The sequence below is a fragment of the Pseudofrankia coriaricola genome, from assembly GCF_032027725.1.
GTDB lineage: Bacteria > Actinomycetota > Actinomycetes > Frankiales > Frankiaceae > Pseudofrankia.
Genome location: NZ_JASNFO010000101.1, coordinates 1 through 19,260 on the forward strand (window position 1 = coordinate 1; position 19,260 = coordinate 19,260).

Annotated in this window: 13 protein-coding genes; 6 read left to right on the forward strand and 7 right to left on the reverse strand. The window is 72.2% G+C overall.

Going from position 1 to position 19,260, the window contains the following annotated elements:
- Nucleotides 1-602: 602 nt before the first annotated feature.
- Nucleotides 603-1,820 carry an RCC1 domain-containing protein gene (locus tag QOZ89_RS39225; protein WP_241842082.1) on the reverse strand — a complete coding sequence of 406 codons (1,218 nt, stop codon included), beginning with the start codon at nt 1,818-1,820 and terminating at the stop codon, nt 603-605.
- A gap of 906 nt (nt 1,821-2,726) precedes the next feature.
- Between QOZ89_RS39225 and QOZ89_RS39230 the strand changes: the two genes are divergently transcribed.
- On the forward strand, nt 2,727-4,073 hold the full coding sequence (locus QOZ89_RS39230) for an amidohydrolase (RefSeq protein WP_312629153.1): 1,347 nt from the start codon (nt 2,727-2,729) through the stop codon (nt 4,071-4,073).
- Nucleotides 4,074-4,365: 292 nt separating this feature from the next.
- Here the strand turns inward: QOZ89_RS39230 and QOZ89_RS48475 are convergent, their stop codons facing one another.
- Both QOZ89_RS48475 and QOZ89_RS39240 read right to left on the reverse strand, forming a co-directional pair.
- The gene (locus QOZ89_RS48475) at nt 4,366-4,986 is read right to left on the reverse strand and encodes a GlcG/HbpS family heme-binding protein (RefSeq protein ID WP_071051665.1); all 621 of its coding nucleotides are present in this window, start codon (nt 4,984-4,986) and stop codon (nt 4,366-4,368) included.
- A 235-nt stretch (nt 4,987-5,221) separates the two neighbouring features.
- Nucleotides 5,222-5,620 (reverse strand): VOC family protein, encoded by a 399-nt coding sequence (locus QOZ89_RS39240; protein WP_071051666.1) that lies wholly within the window; start codon nt 5,618-5,620, stop codon nt 5,222-5,224.
- Nucleotides 5,621-6,016: 396 nt separating this feature from the next.
- On the opposite strand from QOZ89_RS39240, the gene QOZ89_RS39245 reads away from it, so the two are divergent.
- Together QOZ89_RS39245 and QOZ89_RS39250 are read left to right on the forward strand one after the other, a co-directional pair.
- Nucleotides 6,017-9,877: an ATP-binding protein gene (locus QOZ89_RS39245; RefSeq protein WP_312629155.1), complete on the forward strand. Its 3,861-nt coding sequence runs from the start codon at nt 6,017-6,019 to the stop codon at nt 9,875-9,877.
- A gap of 309 nt (nt 9,878-10,186) precedes the next feature.
- Complete coding sequence (locus QOZ89_RS39250) at nt 10,187-10,396, forward strand: hypothetical protein (protein WP_071051676.1); 210 nt, start codon at nt 10,187-10,189, stop codon at nt 10,394-10,396.
- A 184-nt stretch (nt 10,397-10,580) separates the two neighbouring features.
- On the opposite strand, the gene QOZ89_RS39255 is transcribed toward QOZ89_RS39250, so the two are convergent.
- Complete coding sequence (locus tag QOZ89_RS39255; protein ID WP_071051677.1) at nt 10,581-11,972, reverse strand: multidrug effflux MFS transporter; 1,392 nt, start codon at nt 11,970-11,972, stop codon at nt 10,581-10,583.
- A 17-nt stretch (nt 11,973-11,989) separates the two neighbouring features.
- On the opposite strand from QOZ89_RS39255, the gene QOZ89_RS39260 reads away from it, so the two are divergent.
- A complete protein-coding gene (locus QOZ89_RS39260; protein ID WP_198543449.1) occupies nt 11,990-12,526 on the forward strand; it encodes a MarR family winged helix-turn-helix transcriptional regulator in 537 nt (178 codons plus the stop codon).
- A 72-nt stretch (nt 12,527-12,598) separates the two neighbouring features.
- On the opposite strand, the gene QOZ89_RS39265 is transcribed toward QOZ89_RS39260, so the two are convergent.
- Complete coding sequence (locus QOZ89_RS39265) at nt 12,599-13,996, reverse strand: aspartate aminotransferase family protein (RefSeq protein ID WP_071051679.1); 1,398 nt, start codon at nt 13,994-13,996, stop codon at nt 12,599-12,601.
- Nucleotides 13,997-14,212: 216 nt separating this feature from the next.
- Between QOZ89_RS39265 and ald the strand changes: the two genes are divergently transcribed.
- On the forward strand, nt 14,213-15,337 hold the full coding sequence (gene ald, locus QOZ89_RS39270) for an alanine dehydrogenase (RefSeq protein WP_071051680.1): 1,125 nt from the start codon (nt 14,213-14,215) through the stop codon (nt 15,335-15,337).
- A 338-nt stretch (nt 15,338-15,675) separates the two neighbouring features.
- Nucleotides 15,676-16,827, forward strand: a complete 1,152-nt coding sequence (locus QOZ89_RS39275) for an acyl-CoA dehydrogenase family protein (protein WP_071051684.1) — start codon at nt 15,676-15,678, stop codon at nt 16,825-16,827.
- A gap of 183 nt (nt 16,828-17,010) precedes the next feature.
- On the opposite strand, the gene QOZ89_RS39280 is transcribed toward QOZ89_RS39275, so the two are convergent.
- Together QOZ89_RS39280 and QOZ89_RS39285 are read right to left on the reverse strand one after the other, a co-directional pair.
- Nucleotides 17,011-18,546 carry a tyrosine-type recombinase/integrase gene (locus QOZ89_RS39280; protein WP_083419387.1) on the reverse strand — a complete coding sequence of 512 codons (1,536 nt, stop codon included), beginning with the start codon at nt 18,544-18,546 and terminating at the stop codon, nt 17,011-17,013.
- Nucleotides 18,543-18,962 carry a helix-turn-helix transcriptional regulator gene (locus tag QOZ89_RS39285; RefSeq protein WP_241842085.1) on the reverse strand — a complete coding sequence of 140 codons (420 nt, stop codon included), beginning with the start codon at nt 18,960-18,962 and terminating at the stop codon, nt 18,543-18,545. Before QOZ89_RS39285 ends, QOZ89_RS39280 begins: the two co-directional genes overlap by 4 nt.
- Nucleotides 18,963-19,260: the final 298 nt, after the last annotated feature.

Here is a 19,260-nt window from a genome sequence, read left to right on the forward strand (position 1 = left end):
GGTAATATACCTTTTCCTTTAGCGGTTTTCCCGCCCGCCCATGATGCGCAGAGGCGGCCTTCGCGGCTCCCGCGAAGGCCGCCTCGTCGTGCCCCGAACCCACACCGACCGAACTCGTGCCGCCGCGCCGGGTCAGAATCTGCCAGGGTCGGCGGGCCAGAATCCCGGGTGCGGCGAGAATCCACCGGCTCGCTCGCGCCGGCCGGCGGCGTGGTTTTCGTCGCGGTGGCGTGCCAACCGGGTGACTTACTGGCCGGTCTCGGCGGTGTGCTGCCCGTAGAGTTCCCGCACCTCGTCCTCGGTGAAGTCACCGAGCCGCAGCGACTCGACTTTCACATTGAACGGGCTCGCCGTGCCCCGACGGTTCGGGTCGCCACCCGAAGCGGCCTTATAGGCACGTACGTCCGCAGGCCGCAGAGGGCTATTGCGGCGGGGAAATTCGCGGGACGGTCGTTGAAGCCGTCGCGCAGCTGACGCAGCGGCCGGTTCCCGTCGCGATTCCTGGATTCTCGCTGCTACCCGGGTGACAGGCCGGGTAGCAGCGAGTCCGCTGTAGTCATCCGGTCAGCGGGTGGTGCGCCCGGACGGGTGCGAGGCCCGTCTCAGTACACCGCGTACCCGCTGAGGCCGCCGCCGGCGATCGCACTGATGTCGTGCAGGCCGGTGACCTTTGCCGGGGTCGGGCGGTTGGTGGTGGTGCCGTTCCCAAGCGCGCCGCCGGCGCCGGATCCCCAGGCCCACACAGTGCCGTTACCGCGCAGCGCATACCCGGTGTAGGCGCCGGCCGCGATGGCGGTGACCCCGGTCAGGCCGGAGACCTGGACCGGGGTCGGGCTGTTCGTCGTGGTGCTGTCACCAAGCTGGCCTTCGTAGTTGTACCCCCACGCCCAGACCGTGCCGTCCCCGCGCAGCGCATACCCGCTGTTGCTGCCAGCCGCGATGGCGATGATCTGGGTCAGGCCGGCGACCGGCACCGGGGTCAGGCTGTTCGTCGTGGTGCCGTCACCAAGCGCGCCGAAGCTGTTGGATCCCCAGGCCCAGACCGTGCCATCACCGCGCAGCGCATATCCCCGGTACACACCGCCGGCGACGGCGGTCACATCGGTCAGGCCGGAGACCTGCACCGGGGTCAGGCTGTCCGTCGTAGTGCCGTCACCAAGCGCGCCGGCGTTGTTGAACCCCCAGGCCCAGGCGGTCCCGTCGCTGCGCACCGCGTACCCGGTGTGCAGACCGCCGGCGACGGCGGTCACATCGGTCAGGCCGGAGACCTGGACCGGGATCGAACGGTTGATGGTGGTGCCGTCGCCGACGGCGCCGTGGTTGTTCAGCCCCCAGGCCCAGGCGGTCCCGTCGCTGCGCACCGCGTACCCGTTGTGGGCGCCGGCCCCGACGGCGATCACATCGACCAGGTCGCTGACCTGCACCGGGGTCAGGCGGTCGGTGGTGGTGCCGTCACCGAGCTCGTTGTGTGAGTTGTCACCCCAGGCCTGGACGGCGCCGTAGGCCATCGCGTACCCGGTGCTCTCGCCGGCCGCGACGGCGGTGATTTCGTCTATGCCCGTGGTCTGGACTGGCGTCAGGCGGCCCGTGGTGGTGCCGTCGCCGAGCTGGCCCTGGCCGTTGGCGCCCCAGGCCTGTACTGTGCCGGGCCCTGGGAGCCCGCTCTGGCCAGGAAGCACCAGGGGCGCCGGCGCCGGTTTGTCCCGTGTCAGGACCGCCGGCCCGGTCGTGGCAGCTGTCGCGGCCATGGGTAGGACGATCACCCCTACGGCGGCCAGCACCGCCGAGCACATCCCTGTTCGCCATTGTCGCTGAGACATGTCTGCTCTTTCTGTCCGAAGGACAGGCCACATCCCCCCGTGGCCGCTCTGTGTGTTACTTCTATTACACAGAGCGTTGTCGGCGAGCGGATATGTTGACCAGGCGTGCCCGTGTTGCGCCATAGCGTGTCGTCCAGTCGAGGCGAGACGGCCAGAACCCGACATACGGCCTCCGCCGCGAACGGTCGATGACGCGGCGTGATCGCGTTGAGTCCGGAGGCTCGTCCGGCCAGATGCCGGGGCGGCGGGTTCGCCCGGCAGGTTCGCAAAGCCGGCCGGTTCGCAAAGAAGGCCTGCGTCTCGACGAAGCGGAGGACGTCGCAAGTCTCGCGGACATCATCCGCTCGAAAGGGACCGCAGGCCGGGCGAAGGACCTCATCCTGCCGCCGATCCGCTGTGAGTGATCCTGGGGACAACGGCCGCCGGGTGTGCGAAGGAAGATCATTTTCGCACACTCTTTGGCCCTCTAGGCGGCTGACCAGCTCGCACGACAGCACGACGACTACGCCCTGAGCGTGGACGCCCTCCAGGTCCACCTTCCCCCAGGAACCGGCAGCTAGAGCTGGCACCGGAGCAAATCAAACGTTGCCCGTACGTACTATTTCTGTGGAAACGACGCCACAGCAGCCCGGCGCGGGCATATGACCCGAGTCACCATTTGCTATGCAGTTCGTCGTTTCGCTGCGGCCGCGGCCACTGCCGACCTCGGCCATCTGGTCGCGGTCATGGCGCGATCATGCCGGACCCCGGCCTCCGTACCCGGACTTGTCCTGATCCCGACACCTCGACCCCAGGTCCGGGACGCGAACGTGCAGGTGGCCGATGGGACGGGCATGGGTGTGGCTCGCGCCGCATCAGGGCGTCGTCGGTTGTCCAGGGCCGGCGGGTGGGGCTGAATGAGGCGGCATGAGGACGTTGGTGCGGGGTGGGGTCGTGTTGCCGATGGCGCCGAGGCGGGCGCTGCTGCAGCCGGGATCGGTGCTGTTCGGCGGGACGGAGATCCTCGCCGTCGGGACGGTGGAGGAGGTCGACGCCGACCCGCGGGCGGCCGGGCCCGATGTCGAGGTGATCGACGCGGCGGGGTTCGCCGTGCTGCCGGGGCTGCACAACTGCCACCTGCACTCCGGCCTGCTACGCGGGACGGCCGAGGGGCTCGCCCTGTTCGACTGGCTGCAGACCTACGTCGACCCGGCCCACCGGGCGCTCACACCCGAGATCGCCGAGGCGGCGAGCTGGCTGTGCTACGCCGAGGCGGTCCGTTCCGGCACCACCTCGGTCATGGACATGTGGCGTTTTCTCGACGGCTCGGCGCGCGTCGCCGGGCAGCTCGGCCTCAGGGCCACGCTCGTGCCGTATGTCGCCGACGAGGAGGGATACGACTACTTCGAGTCGATCGACTCGACCCGGGCGCTGCTCGCCGCGCACCGCTCGTCGTTCGACGGCCGGGTCCGCTCCTGGGTCGGCCTTGAGCACCTCTTCTACTGCACCGAGCGCGCCTTCGCCGACGCGGCCGCGCTCGCCGCCGAGTACGACACCGGCCTGCACGTCCACTCCAGCGAGAGCCGCTGGGAGGTCGAGGAGTCGCTGCGCCGCTATGGTCACCGGCCGCTGGCGGAGATCGCCCGGCGCGGCGCGCTCGCGGACGGACGGGCGGTCGTCGCGCACTGCGTCTGGCTCGACGACGCCGAGATCGAGCTCATCGCCTCGACCGGCACCCGGGTCGCCCACTGCCCGGCGTCGAACATGAAGCTCGCCTCCGGCCCGGCGCCCGTCCCGAAGCTGTGGTCCGCCGGCGTCACCGTCGGCATCGGCAGCGACGGGGAGAAGGAGAACAACAACCTTGACCTCCTCGAGGAGGTGAAGATGGCGTCGCTGCTGCAGAAGCTCGTCGCCCTCGACCCGACCGCCGGCGACCCGTGGGACATCCTTGCCATGGCCACGATCGAGGGCGCACGCTGCCTCGGCCTCGCCGACATCACCGGCAGCCTCGAACCGGGCAAGCGCGCCGACGTCATTACCGTCGACCTGCGCAAGCTGCACACCACTCCGCTGCTGTCCGGACCGGACGCCAACGTGGCCGCGCATCTGGTCTTCTCGTCCTGCGGCCAGGACGTCGACAGCGTCTGGGTCGACGGCCGCCGCCTGCTCGCCGCCGGCGAGCTGCTGACCTGCGACGAGGCCGCCGTCCGCGCCCGCGCCCAGTCCGCCGCGGAGGAGCTGTTCGCCCGCCGCGCCGCCCTCGCCCCCCGTTAGTGATCCTGGGGACAACGGCCGCCGGGTGTGCGAAGGAAGATCATTTTCGCACACCCTTTGGCCCTCTAGATCCACGGGACCAGCCGCTTGCCGCACCTGGCTGTGGGGCGGCCTCATGATCTGGTGGATTCCTCTCTGCTCCGGGCCGGAAAGTCCACCGGATCATGGAGGCGCCGCCCGTTCGCCCGGGCGCGGCCCGTCGCCGGTGAGCCGACACTGCTCGGCTGATCCGCGGAGCCCGCGCGGATCCCGTGGACAGGGCACCAGACCGGGCGGACTGGCGGCCGGACGGTCAGAGCGCGGCGGCCGCGGCCCGGGCGACGGCCTGGTCGTCGTCGGCGGTGCCGCCGCTGACCCCGACCGCGCCGACGACGAGCCCGTCGCGTATCAGCGGGACGCCGCCGACGGGCCTCGCGGCCCGCCCCCGGCCGCTGACGTCGCCGAACCGGTCGTCGTCGGGGACGTGGCCGCGACCGGCACCGCCGCGGTACCCATTCTCGAGGTAACCGCCCTTGTCGTATCCGCCCTCGTCGTGCCTGTCGTGCCCGTTCGCGTCGTGCCCGTTCCCGCGGCGCCCGCCCCCGTCAGGATGGTCCGCGTGGAACCCGTCCGACCGGTAACGGTCCGCGTGGTGCCCGTTGTCGGCCTGCTCGGGCCCGCGGAAGCGGGACACGCTGGCCGCCGCGAGGTCGCGTACCCGCTCCTCGGCGGGCCGGGAGCGCCCCGCGTGGGCGGTGACCGCCTTGTTGATGGACACGTCGACGCTGCCGACCCAGGCGCCGTCCATCCGTACGTGCGACACGAGGTTGCCGCCATCGTCGACGACGGCGATGTTCATCGGCTGGCCGAGCTCGCGCGCCCGCCGCTCGCCCGCCGCGATGACCCGGCGTGCGTCGGACAGTGACAAGGTCACGATCCCCCCTCACCTTCCACTGACGGGTCTCGTCGCCCCGTCGGCGCCGCCCCCGTGCCCTGCTGTGAATCTGGGCGGTCTGCCCGTCGCCGACGCTAGATCCGTCCGCGCCGCGGGGCGCCGTGCGCCACGTGGCACACCTGTCGCCCAGCTGGCGGCGGGGTGAGCGGTGGTCGTGGGAGGAGGGCTGCCACGACCACCGCGGTGTTCACCCGGCGGGCAGGACGCGCCCGGCTCAGGACGCAGGCGGGGCGAAGAACTCCAGCGCTATGCCGTCCGGGTCCTTGACGGCGAGGCCGGAGCCGTAGTGCGCGTCGACGATGTCGCCGTGCTTGATGTCCAGCTGCTCCAGCCGGTCGCGCCAGCTCTCCAGCTCGGCGCGATCCGCGCAGCCGAACGCGACATGGTCGAGGCCGGCCCGCCGCGGGCTGAACTCGCCCGCCCAGGTGCCCTCGGGGAACTGGTGCAGGCCGAACAGCTGCCCGCCGTCCAGGGCGTAGACGACGTGGCGGAACGGACCGGTGTCCTCGTCGAGCACCGGCTCGGCGCCGAACAGACGGGTGTACCAGGGGACGCTGGTCACGAGGTCGGTCACCGTGACGGCGACGTGCGTAACCGCGGGGAAGGACGTCATCGGACGTCTCCTCTCTTGAGTCTCGTCTGAATCTCGTCGAGAAATCTCATCGGGCCGCTCTGGCGTGGAGTGCCGGAACCGGACGTCGCTGAAGCTAGGAAAGGCGACTTCCGCCGAGCTTCTTCGGGCCTGTCGGAGCCGCGACCGCGTCGGGGAAGGCCCAGGGAAGGTGCGGGTGAGCCGGGCTCGCGTCGGTCCGCTCGTGTGGGTCGGGGGACTGCGTGAGTCGAGCTCGTGTGGGTGGTCTGGGAGCAATACGGCGGTTGTCGGCGCGGAAGGTGTCGGGAAGGCGACCGCTGTCGTGGTTTCGCGGCGGGCCGGACCGGCCTCACCAGGCCGACAATCGTCGTCATGGCGCTGGCTGAACGGGCACCGGTTGTCCTGGGGTGGCCCGAGATGGAGATCCAGCTGCTCGGCGGCTTCGAGGTGACGCTGCGGGGCGCCCCGGCCGGTGGCGGCCGCGGGCGCGTCGAGGTGCTGCCCGAGGAGGTGTGGCGCCGCCGGCAGGCGGCGGCACTGGTGAAGCTGCTGGCGCTGGCGCCAGCGCGGCGGCTGCACCGGGAGCGAGTGCTCGACGCGCTCTGGCCCGACGTTCCCGTCGACGAGGCCGCGCCTCGGCTGCACAAGGCGGCGCACTACGCTCGCCGCGCGCTGCGCGACCCGGAGGGAGTTCTCCTGCGCGGCGAGGTCGTCACGCTCTGTCCGGACCGGGACGTGACCATCGACGTGCGCGTTTTCGAGGACCTGGCCGAGCGCGCCCTTGGCATTGACGGCACCGGTGGGCGTCCGCCGCGTGCCGCCGCCCGCGCGGCCGATAACCGGAACCTGCCTGGCGTCGGACCTGGCCCCGCTACCGACGCGGTTGCCGGCGTGCGTCCTGGGGATCCACACGCCGCCGGCCCGCTCGACGCCGGCCGGCGGTCCGGCGGTGCTGGCGGGGGCGACGGGGCCGCCACGGCGGAGTCGGCGCTGGCGGCGCGCGCGGTGGACGCCTACGGCGGGTCGCTGCTGCCCGACGACCTGTATGAGCCGTGGACGCAGGCCGACCGCGACCGGCTTCGGCTGCTCTACCTGCGGCTGCTGCGCGCCGCCGGCCGCTGGGACCGGGTGCTCGCCGAGGACCCGGCGGACGAGGAGGCCCACCTGGCGCTTATGCGCGGGTACGTCGCCCGCGGTGAACGGCACGCGGTGCTGCGCCAGTTCGAGCGGATGGACCGGGCGCTGCGCCGCGAGCTTGGCGTCGGTCCCGGGACCGATGCCCTCGCGCTGCGCGCCGCCGCCCTGGTCGCCCCACCACCTCCGGTGATATTGCCCCCGGCCCCGGCCCCGATCCCTACGCCCAGGCCGGCGCCGGCAGCCGCGGCCGCGACGCCCGAGGCCGAGGCGTCGGCGACCCATCCAGCCGCTCCCTCGTCGACAGACCAGGCGTCAGCCGAGGCGGAGGCGGAGGCACCGGCGGCCGGCGGCCGGCGGCTCGACAGCGGTCGGTCTGATGGCGAACGGCGCGCGGGCGCGCGGGCTGACGCCCCGCGGGGTGCGCAGGTGGGCCTACGGACTGGTCCGCGGCCTCCCGACAGCGTGGCCGCCGCGGACGGCCTGGTCGGGCGGGACGCGGAGCTGCGGTCGGTTGAGCACGTGCTCGCCCAGGTCGGGGCCGGCAGCGGCGCCGGCGCGGGCGCGGCGGCGGGCGTCGTCGGCGGTGGCGGGGGCGGCACCGCCGTGCTGGTCAGCGGCCCGGCGGGTGTCGGCAAGTCGGCGCTGCTTGACGCCGTGACCCGGCGCGCCGTCGCCGCGGGCTGGCGTGTCGGCGTGGGCACGGCGGCGGCGGTCGAAGGCGCCTGGCCTTACGCGCCGGTCCTCGAGGCCCTCGCCGACCTGTGCCGTCGCTGCCCGTCGCTGCTCGGCGAGATCGACGAGCGTTTCCGGTCCGAGCTGGAGCGCGCCATGTCCGGTCGCGACCTGGACTGGCCGGGTGCGGGCGGGCACCAGCGGCTGTTCGTTGCCGCCGCGGAGCTGCTGCGCACCGCGGCCGAGGGCGCCGGCGTCGCCCACCTCGCGGGCGCCGCCTACTCCGCCCACCGCGCCGATCCTCCCAGCTCCACCGTCCCGGCCGTCGCCGTCACCTCCGCCGTCCTCGCTGATCCCGCCGTCCCGGCCGCGCCTGGCACCCCGGGCGCGCTGCTCGTCGTCGACGACCTACAGGACGCCGACGAAGCCAGCCTGCGCCTGGCGCACTACCTGGTCCGCTCGCTCGCGGGACGGCCTGTCGTGTTGCTGCTCGGCCACCGCCCCGTGCTCGGCCACCGCGCGGCCGCCGGCGGTCCGACCGCCCTCGCCGAGATCCGCGCGAGCCTGCTCGGTCGGGGTGCCGCCGTCGCCGTCGACCTCGCCCCGCTTGACCGGGCGGCCACCGTCGCCCTCGTCACCCGGGAGTCAGCTCTCGCCGGCCCGTTGGTCGAGCGGGTCTGGGAGGTGTCGGGCGGGCTGCCGTTCACCGCCCTCCAGCTCGCCCGGCGCGCGGCGCTCGACCCGGCGAGCCCGCTGACCGCCGACGCCACCGTGATCGCCGGCTTCGCGCCAGCGACCCGAGACCTGCTGCGCCTGCTCGCCGTCGCCGGCACCTCGTTCGACACGGACGACTTTCTCGCCCTGTCCCGCTGTCCGGAGACCGAGGCGTACGCGCTGCTGGACGACCTGCTCGACCACGGTGTGCTCGACCGGACCGAGAGCGGCTTCCGGTTCCGCCACCAGCTGTTCCGCCACGGGCTGCTCGCCGAGTTGGCGCCGCACCGGCTGCGGGTTGCGCACCGTGACGTGGCCGACCGGCTCGAGGCGGCGGACGGGCCACCCGGCCGGGTCGGTCATCACCTGGTCCAGGCCGGGGAGCGCGTCCGCGCCGTGCCCTATGTGCTGCGCGCCGCCGAGACGGCCGCGGCGGTCGGCGCCTACCGGGACGCGCTCACCCAGCTCGACGAGGTCCGCGAGCACGCTTCCGGGGCCGAGGCCGTGACGCTCGCGGCGCTGCGGGCGGACCTGCTCGTCGCGCTCGCCGACCCGGGCGCCCCGGACGCCTACCGGGCGGCGATCGAGGCCGCGTCGCCGGCCGACGCGCGGATGCCGCGCGCCCGCCTCGCCCGTGCCCTGCTCATGGCCGGTGACCTCGACGGAGCCACCGCCGCGCTTGATGGGCTGGAGCCGGACGGCGGTCCCGCCGATCTTGCGATCCTGCTGGGACGGGGACACCTCGCCTACTTCCGGGGCAACATCGACGAAGCCGCCGCGATCGCCGATGAGGGCGGTCGTCGGTTCGTGTCCGTCCCGACGACCCGGTTCGGCTTCGACATCGTCAGCCTGCGGGGCCTCGTCGCGCACAGCCGCGGCGAGTACCTCGCGCAGCTGACCGCGGACCTGCGGCATGGCAGCCGGCTGCCGACGTTCGCGACGACCGTCTTCGACGCCCATCTGTGCGTCGCCGAGATCATGCTCTACGGGGCGACGCCCTACGCCGAGGTGGTCAGCCTCGCGGACCGGCTGGCCGAGGAGGCCGAGCGGGCGGGCGCGGCCAGGGGGCTGGCGTTCGCCGCCTGCCTCGCCGGCGAGGCCAGGCTGCTCGGCGGTGACCTGGAACGCGCCGAGCGGCGGCTCGCCGAGGCGGTCGACCTGCATCGCGCCATCGGGGCGACCTCGGGGGAGGCGCTCTCGTTGCAGCGGCTCGCCGAAGCGAGGCTCGCCCGTGGTGATGCCGCTGACGCCAACCGCCTGCTCTTGCGCGCCCTGCCACTGGCGCGCTGGTCGCCGATCGCCGCCCACCTGCTGCACCGCATCCACGGGACGCTGATCGCGGCGGCGCCGGACGCCGCGGCCACCGATGTCGCGCTCACCAGGGTGGAGGAGACGCTCGGCGTCGAGGACAGCTGTGTGTTCTGCTCGGTGACCTCGGCCGTGCCGGCGACGGTCGCGGCGGCGCGGTCGGGAGACCTGGCTCGTGCCCGTCGCCACCTCGCCGCGGCACGCTCGGGCGCCGCGCTGTGGGACGGGACCGCCTGGCAGGCGGCGACCCAGGAGGCCGAGGCACACGTCGCCCGCCTGGAGGGGGACGCGGCGCGGGCGGGCGCGTTGCTCGTCGCCGCCGGCCGGCTGTTCGACTACGTCGGCCACCCGCTCGACGCTGCCCGCTGCTACGGCGCGCTCACCGCCGCCGAGGCCGGCCTCAACCAGGCCAGCCTCAACCAGATCGGCCGCGACTTCGTCGGTTGAGCCGGCGGTCGGTTGAGCTGTTCGTTGGTCGCGCCGTCCGTCCGTCGAGCCGTCCGTCGGTCGAGACAGCGTCGCTTTGGATGTCGTCGGTTCGGCGGTGCCGGGCGGACGTGCCGCCGGCCGGAAACTGTCGGCCAGCCGTCAGGAAAACTGTCGGCTACGCGCGGGGTGTGTCAGCCGGGCGTCGACCGGGGGACAGGGCATCCCGGGCGGGCTTTTATGAAGATGCGCCCCGATGTGGAGGCGTACCGGAAAGGAATTCTCCGTGGCCACAGGCCGCGGGCAAGCCACAGAAAGCAGGGGAGCCCGATGACGCGCTCATTCCCGTCCATGTCCCGGATCGGTGGCGTGCTCCGCGGCCTGACCCACTCCACCGACGCCGCCCACGGCGCGACCAGCGGCGAGGGCGACGTCCCGGAATGGCTGGTCGCTTCGATGGCGCCGGGCCGGCGAGGCGAGGCGGGTTCCTCCGTGGACCGTTCGTTCTCGCTCCCGCCGCGGCTCGGGGTCTTTTTCTAACCGGGTGACACAGGCGCGGCAATCGGGCCGACGGCCGGGCGACAATGGCGATGCCCGTACCGCCGGAGGCCTGAGGAAGCATCAGGGGGGCCGCACCTGCGACGACAAAGGCCGGCAGCCGTGCTGCCGGCCTTTGTCGTGTTCCGACGAGGTCATGTCCCGTTGGATTGTTCCGGGCCACGGCCTATCCGGCCCCGGGGGCGGCTCGCACCGGCTCCACTGATGACTGCTGGGGGAGCGGGGCGGGCGCGGCGCGTGGATCGCCCTCGCCGCGCCACGGGCGGGCGAGCGCCAGCAGGGCAACCACGGAGCACAGCAACGCGGCCAGCATGATGACCGCCATCGGGGCGGCACTGGTGGAGCCGAACAGGCCGACGAGCGGGGCGGCGACCGCGCCGAACGCGAACTGGGTGCCGCCCTGCAGCGCGGCCGCGGCGCCGGCGTTCTCCCGGCCGAGCGTCTGGCCGAGGCTGATGCTCGCCGGGAACATGCCGCCGATGCCGGCCTGGACGACGACCAGGCTGATCCACGTCCCGGCCATGCTCGCGCCGACGGTGACCAGCAGCAGCGCCTGCAGCACGGCGCCCCCCGCCGCGACCGCCACCGCCCAGGACAGCAGCGTGGTCAGCCGGACCCGGCGCGACAGCCGGCCGAACAGCGAGTTGGCGGCGAGCATCGACGCGGCGTTCGTGGCGAACACCAGGCTGTACATCGCCGCCGACGTCCCGTAGACCCGCTCGAAGACGAAGCTCGACCCGGAGATGTAGGTGAACATCGCGCCGGTCGCGAACGCGCTGGTGAGCACGTAGCCGACGAACGCGCGGCGGCGCAGCAGCCGGCCCATCGACGCGAACGTCCCGCCCAGGCCGCCCGTGTGCCGGCGCTCGGGCGGCAGCGACTCGGGCACCGCGAACACCACGGTCGCGACGAGCAGCACGCCGATCACCGCGAGCACGAGGAACACCGTCCGCCAGCCGGACAGGGTGAGCACCAGGCTGCCGATCAGCGGGGCGACGACCGGCGCGACGCCGAGCACCATCGCCAGCAACGCGAAGTAGCGGGGCAGGTCGGGCCCGTGGAACCGGTCAGTCACGACGGCGCGGCTGAGCACCATCCCGGCCGAGGCGGCGAGGCCCTGCAGGAACCGGGCCGCGTCCAGCGTCACGATGTTCGGCGCCAGCGCGCAGACCACCGACAGAGCCGCGAACAGCGCCGTGCCCACGAGCAGCGGGCGGCGCCGGCCGATCTTGTCGGACAGCGGGCCGACGAACAGCTGCCCGAGCACGATGCCGACGAAGAAGGTCGTCATCGACAGCTGGACCGCCGAGTCGCCGGCGTGCAGCGACGAGCCCAGGTCCGGGAACCCGGGGATGTACATGTCGGTGCCCAGTGGCGCGAACGCCGTCAGGGCTCCGAGCGCCACGATGAGCGGCCCGGCCCGCCCGGTCCGCCCAGCCTCCCCGGCCGCCGCCGAGCTGGCTGGGTCGGGCTGCGTGCCGGGGAGAATCTCCCGCGGCGCGGCACCCGGGCGTGGGGCACCCGCGTCGGGGGCGCGAGGGGCGTCGGCGAGTACCATGCCCCAAAGAGTAGAAGATGGTCTACCGGTTAACAATCCTTCGGAGCCTGATGGCCGCCACCCCGTCCCCGCGCGAGCGATGGGCCGCCGCCCGGCCCGACCTCGACACCTCCCCGATGGAGGTGATCGCGCTGCTCAAGCACGTGCAGGCCCTGCGGGACCTCGCGCTTGAGCCGCTCTACGACGGCGCTCCCGTCACCGCGCCCGAGGTCGACGTCCTGATCCACCTGCGCCACGCAGAGCAGCCCGTCATCGCCCGCCGCCTCGCCGAGCGGATGCGCTGCTCCCGCGCCGCGATCAGCAAGACGCTGGCGAAACTCGAAGGCCGCGGCTACGTCGAACGCCAGCCCAGCCCGACCGACCGGCGGGCGGCGCTGGTCACGATCTCGCCCGCGGGGGCGGCGGTCGTCGACTCGATCTTCCCCCGGCAGCTCGCGATCGAGGCCGAGCTGCTCGCCGGCCTCGGCCCCGACCGCGCCCGTGTCGTCGAGGCGCTCACCCTCCTGGTCGACACCGTCGCCACCCGCGTGGCCGCCGACGCCACCGCCCCTTGACGCGAGCCGTGGCAGCCCGCGCCGCGGAGCCGGCCTCGCGGGGCTTGAGCCGCGCGGCCCGGGCCACGTGTGTCAGATCTTGGACCAGGCCTCGGTGAGGACGGAGCGCAGGATGGACTCCATCTCGTCGAAGTGGCTCTGCTCGCAGATCAGCGGCGGAGAGAGCTGGATGACCGGGTCGCCGCGGTCGTCGGCGCGGCAGTACAGGCCGGCCTCGTAGAGCGCGCCGGACATGAACCCGCGCAGCAGCCGCTCGGACTCGTCGGCGGAGAAGCTCGTCTTGGTCGCCTTGTCCTTGACCAGCTCGATGCCGTAGAAGAAGCCGTCGCCGCGGACGTCGCCGACGATCGGAAGGTCGGAGAGCTTCTCCAGGGTGGCGCGGAACGCGGCGGCGTTGCGGTCGACGTGGCCGACGAGGTCCTCGCGCTCGAAGATGTCCAGGTTCGCCATGGCCACGGCCGTCGACACCGGGTGGCCGCCGAAGGTGTAGCCGTGGGCGAAGCTGGCCGTGCCGTGCAGGAACGGCTCGGCGAGCCGGTCGCTGACGATCATCGCGCCGAGTGGCGCGTAGCCGGAGGTCAGGCCCTTCGCGCAGGTGATGATGTCGGGCTGGTAGCCGTAGCGCTGCGCGCCGAACATCGCGCCGGTCCGGCCGAACCCGCAGATCACCTCGTCGGAGACCAATAGCACGTCGTTTTCGTCGCAGATCTCGCGGACCCGCTCGAAGTACCCGGGCGGCGGCGGGAAGCAGCCGCCGGAGTTCTGCACCGGCTCCAGGAAGACGGCGGCGACCGTGTCCGGCCCCTCCGCCTCGATCGCGACGGCGATCTGGTCGGCGGCCCAGCGGCCGAACGCCACCAGGTCGTCCCCGTGCTCGGGCGCCCGGTAGAAGTTCGTGTTCGCGGCGCGGAAGCCACCGGGTACCAGCGGCTCGAACATCTGCTTGAGCGACGGGATGCCGGTGATCGCGAGCGCCCCCTGGGTGGTGCCGTGGTAGGCGGTCGTGCGGCTGATCACCTTGTGTTTGAGCGGCTTGCCGACGAGCTTGAAGTACTGCTTGGCGAGCTTCCAGGCCGACTCGACGGCCTCGCCGCCGCCGGTGGTGAAGAAGATCCGGTTCAGGTCGCCGGGGGCCAGCCCCGCGACCCGCTCGGCGAGCTCGATGGCGCTGGGGTGCGCGTGCGACCAGAGCGGGAAGAAGGCCAACTGCTCGGACTGTTTGCGGGCGGCCTCGGCGAGCTCGGCGCGGCCGTGGCCGACCTGGACTACGAAAAGCCCCGCGAGCCCGTCGAGCACCCTGTGGCCGTTGGCGTCCCAGATATAGGCGCCTTCCCCGCGCACGATGACGGGCATCTCACCCGCGGCGACCGACGACAGCCGGGTGAAGTGTGGCCACAGGTGGGCCGCGGCCGACCGGGTGAGCGCACCGGTGGAGGGGGTGGGCTCGGTCGCGGTGTCGAGGGCTGTCACTGCTGTCCTTCCGCCTGGCCGGCAGTGGTCACCGACGTTGCGCCATAAGATGCGCCTCATCATACGGTTATCGCGGAACAACAGCCACCATGCGAGTGTTTCCGAAGCGTATGATCGACATGGCAACGGTTCCCGTATTGCGGTCCCGTGTCGAGTGGACCGCGGCCTGGTGAACCGAGCTACGTCGGCATGGTGCCGTTACAAGGGAGCCCAGCAGTGAGGATCGCGATCCCCCGCGAGGTCAAGAACCACGAGTACCGGGTGGCGGCCACCCCCGCCGGCGTCCACGAGCTGACCCGGCACGGCCACGACGTGTTCGTCGAGGCCGACGCCGGTGCCGGCTCCATGATCATGGATGCCGAGTACGCCGCGGCGGGCGCGAAGATCGTCGAAGGCGCCGACGCTACCTGGGCCTCGGGCGACCTGGTTCTCAAGGTCAAGGAGCCGGTCGAGGAGGAGTATCACCGGCTGCGCCCCGGCCTGCTGCTGTTCACCTACCTGCACCTGGCCGCGTCCCTGCCGTGTACCCGGGCGCTGCTGGACGCGCGGGTCACCGCGGTCGGCTACGAGACCGTCGAGTTCGCGGACCGGTCGCTGCCGCTGCTCGCGCCGATGTCGGAGGTGGCCGGCCGGCTCGCGCCCCAGGTCGGCGCCCAGGCGCTGCTCGCGGCGGCGGGCGGGCGGGGCGTGCTGCTCGGCGGCGTCCCGGGGGTCGACCCGGCCAGGGTCGTCGTCATCGGCGCGGGCGTGGCCGGGCAGGGCGCGACGTCGATCGCGGCCGGCATGCGCGCGGACGTGACCCTGCTCGACCGCGACCTGGGCCGGCTGCGCGCCGCCGACGCCCGCTTCGAGGGCCGCGTGCGCACGATCGCCGCCAACGCCTACGAGATCGAGCGAGCGGTGCTCGACGCCGACCTGGTGATCGGCGCGGTGCTGGTACCGGGGACGCGGGCACCGAAGCTGGTCACGAACGCCATGGTCGCCCGGATGCGGCCCGGCGCGGTGCTCGTCGACATCTCCGTCGACCAGGGCGGCTGCTTCGAGGACACCCGCCCGACGACGCACGACAACCCGACCTACAAGGTGCACGAGGCCGTCTTCTACTGCGTCGCGAACATGCCCGGCGCCGTCCCGCGTACCTCCACCCACGCGCTGACGAACGCCACCCTGCCCTATGCGGCCGCGCTCGCCGACCACGGCTGGCGCGGCGCCATGCGCCTCGACCCTGCTCTGGCCCGCGGCCTCAACACCCACGCCGGCGAGGTCACCTGCGCGCCGGTAGCTGAGGCCCACGGCCTGCCCAGCGTCCTCGTTGCCGCGGTGCTCGACGCCGAGAGCTGACGCCCGGCGTCGGCCCGCGGCTGGCTGTTCTCGTACCCAGGAAACGATCAATGGCTGCCGAGGCGCGGTCGGTGGCACCTCGATCGTGGCGCGGGCATGCGTAGATGCCGCGGATCCGGGCGGTGGACGCCGTTGCGCATACTCGGAATGCGATCACGGTTGAGCCTCTTCGGCGAGGCGTCCGTGATCGCCGACAGGGTATAAGGCCGGGCGTTGTGCGCTTGGCGATCAACAAACCAGAACTGGAGGTAGTACCCAGGTACCGCCCCTGGTACTGTTCGGGCCGGCCGGGTGCGGGGTCGCGCCCGGAGGGCTGGTCGCCGAAAGGGGTGGTCGCCGTGCCGGCAGAGCGTCTGTTGCCGTCCGACGAGGCGCGCGAACTGGTCGCGCTCGCCGCGGACATCTGCGCCAAGGAACTCGAGCCGCGCATCGCGCAGGACGAGGCCGAGGCGCACTTCCCGCGCGAGGTGTTCACGACGCTCGGTCAGGCGGGGCTGCTGAGCCTGCCGTACCCGGAGCGGTTCGGCGGCGGCGAGCAGCCGTTCGAGGTGTACCTCCAGGTCCTGGAGGAGATCGCCTACCGGTCGGCGTCCGTCGCCGTCGGTGTCAGCGTGCACGCCCTCTCCTGCTATCCGCTGGCGAACTTCGGCACCGACGCCCAGCGCGAGGAACACCTGGCGCGCCTGCTCTCCGGCGACCTGCTCGGCGCCTACTGCCTGTCCGAACCGCACGCCGGCTCGGACCCGGCGGCCCTGAAGACCACGGCCACCCCGCCGGCGGAGACCGGCGGCGATTACATCCTGTCCGGCACCAAGGCATGGGTGACGCACGGCGGCGCCGCCGACTTCTACACCGTGTTCGCCCGCACCGGCGAAGGCCGCGGCGGGATCTCCTGCTTCCTCGTCGACGCGGCCACCCCGGGCATGACCCCGCATGCGCCCGAACGCAAAATGGGCCTTACCGCGTCCCCGACCACCCAGATCGGGTTCGAGAACGCGGCCGTGCCGGCGAGCCGGCTGATCGGCACCGAAGGCCAGGGACTCACCATCGCGCTGTCGGCGCTGGACTCCGGCCGGCTCGGGATCGCGGCCGCGGCGACGGGCCTCGCCCAGCGGGCGCTCGACGACGCCGTCGCCTACGCCAAGGAGCGGGAAGCGTTCGGCCGGCCCATCATCGACCACCAGGGCCTGGGTTTCCTGCTCGCGGACATGGCGGCGGCCGTCGAGTCGGCCAGGGCGACGACACTCGCCGCGGCCCGCCTGCGCGACGCCGGCCGGCCGTTCTCCAGATCGGCGAGCATCGCGAAACTCATCGCCACCGACGCGGCGATGAAGGTCACCGAAGACGCCGTCCAGGTCCTCGGCGGCGCCGGCTACACCAAGGACTACCCGGTAGAGCGCTACATGCGCGAAGCCAAGGTCTTTCAAATTTTCGAAGGTACCAACCAGGTCCAGCGTCTGGTGATCAGTCGTCATCTGGCTCGTGCCTGATCAGGCGGCGTTTCCGCTGGTCGGGAGGGTTCTCGGGGCGTGCCGGTGTTGCGGGCGGAGATCGGATGCCTGTCCGGTTGTGGCCAGCCGGATCCGGTGGTGTCCGGTGGTCTGTGGACTATATGTGGACACGATCTTGAGGTCGCGAGCGCTCGGCGGAGCCTGGAGGTCCCCGAGTGCTCGTCAGAGTCCGAAGTCGTCCGTGTCCTGGTTCAGGTCTGTGTGGGGGATCGGGAGTTCGTCGGGGGTCGGGGGCTGGGGCGCTTCGGCGGCGAAGGAGTCGTCGATGAGCTGTAGGGCGCGTTGTTCCTGTCCGACGATGCAGCGCGCGTAGACCATCAGGAGCACGCGCACGCTGTGGCCGGCCCATTCGGCGACCTGGGTGGCGGGGACGCCGGCGTTCAGCCAGCGTGACACGGCGGCGTGGCGTAGATCGTAGGGTCGTCGGGCGAGTGGGCTCGCGGCTTCGGCTGGAGTGAGGGCCGTCTCGCGGGCGGTGCTCCAGACCTGTCGGTAGCGGGCGGTTTTGATGGGGCCGCCGGTGCGGGAGCGGAAGAGGCGTCCGTCCGGGGCGAGGCCGAACTGCGCTATGTGGCGGCGTAGGAGTGCGACCAGTTGGGGGTGGAGGGGGACGGGGCGGACTTCTCCTTTCTCGCGGTGTTTGAGTTCGCGGGCTTGGCGGGGTTTGCCGGGTTCGTCGGACCAGCGTGGCGAGATCTCCGGGTTGTTGCTTTCGAGGACAACTTCGCCCCAGCCGGTCTTTGGTAGCCGAAGCTGGTTGGTGGTTAGTGCTTGAAGCTCGCCAGGTCGGGTGGCGGCGTAGTACATGCAGCCGAAGAAGGCCTCCAGGTCGGGTGCGATCTCGGCGACCGCGGCGAGTAGTCGGAGTGCGCGGGGGTGGTCGACGACGGCGCGTCGGTCGACGACGATGGCCTTGCGCGGTGGGGTCCACTGAGCGCTGGGTATGGGGTTGACGTGAAGGTCGCCGCGGGTGACGGCGAACTTCACGACCTGTCCGAAGACGAGTCGGCGGCGGGTGATGGTGTTTGGTGCGGCCGGTTTTCCATCGATGCGGCGTGACAGCGCGATGAGTGCGGCCCGGGTGACCTCGACGTCGGCGAGGTCTCGGACTGGCCGGCTGTGCGTCTCCATCCAGTTGAGGATCTCGGACCAGCTTTCGGGTGCGGTGTTCTCGACACGGCGGCCGTCCGCGCGGGCGGTGGTGCGGGCGCCGGTGTTGAACACCCAACCCGCCAAGGCCTCGCGCATGAGGCCTGCCAGTCGGGCTGGGGGGCGTGTGTCGAACAGTGCCGGGGTGATCGCGCAGAGCGCCTCCGCGATCGAACGGCGGGTGCCGGGGGCCTGGCCCTCTTCCCATTTCGTGTCGACGAAGTCTCCGGCGACAGTGAGCCAGGTCCGCTCGGCTACCTGTTCCGGTTGAGGGAGGGCACGCCACTCGGAGACCGGTAGCCCGGTTTCGACGTCGAAGGCTTCGCCTTTGCGCACTGCGGTGAGGATCTCGGCGCGGCGTGACTCGGCGGCCTTCTTGGACGGGAAGTTGCGGGTGTTCGCGGAAGGTCGGCCGGCGACCTGCCAGCGGACCTGCCAGCTGGAGCGGATCTTGAGCTGTACCTCACGGACCGCCCAGACACGGGCGTCGAACGTCGTCGGCCGTTCAGCGTCGTCGGAAGATCGGTCACCGGCGCCGTCGGGGCTCACGGGGTGGCCGGGTCTCGGGTGAGGCCGTCGAGCCAGGTGTTCAGGTCGTCGCGGGCGACCCGGATCTGGCCGTTCGGCAGTTTGATGACTTTCGGTCCAGTGCCCTTGTTCTGCCAGTCGTGCCAGGTCGACCGTGGCAACGGGCCGTTGGGGCTGCCGAGTTCGGCGAGGACCTGGTCGAGTGTGAGCAGGATGCGCTGGTCGGTTCGGGGGGCGTGTTTCGTGGCCTGGGCAGGTCGCGCTGATCGACTGGTCGGGTGTTGCCAGGCGTTGTCGCCTTGGCCGGAGATGGTCAGAGCCTCGGTCGCGGGGTTCCTGCTGATCGGGCGGAGAGGTCGGCCTGGGTCGGTTTTGGCTGTGCCTGGTGGCGGCGTGCGGCCGGCGCCGCCGTCTTTTCGGGGCGGGAAGGTGCGCATGGTTCGGCAGCGTCGGAGCCGATGACATCCCCGCTGTCATCGCAGCAGGCATCGCCACGCGCACCGCGACGGACTGCCGCACCTGACCGGTACTCGTGCGAACGAACGCCGGTTCGACACATTGGATCTTGCTTGCCCTTTTCGAGGCCTCGCCGTCGACATCGCGGGTAGCTGCGACCTTGTCGGCGAGGACCGGTCCCGGCCGCGCCCTGGGACGAGGTCATCCCGGCATTAGCGCAGTAGGCCGTCTGCAGCTCGCAGAGTGATGCCGTGGGGGTTCGAGTCGGAGGGGGATTCG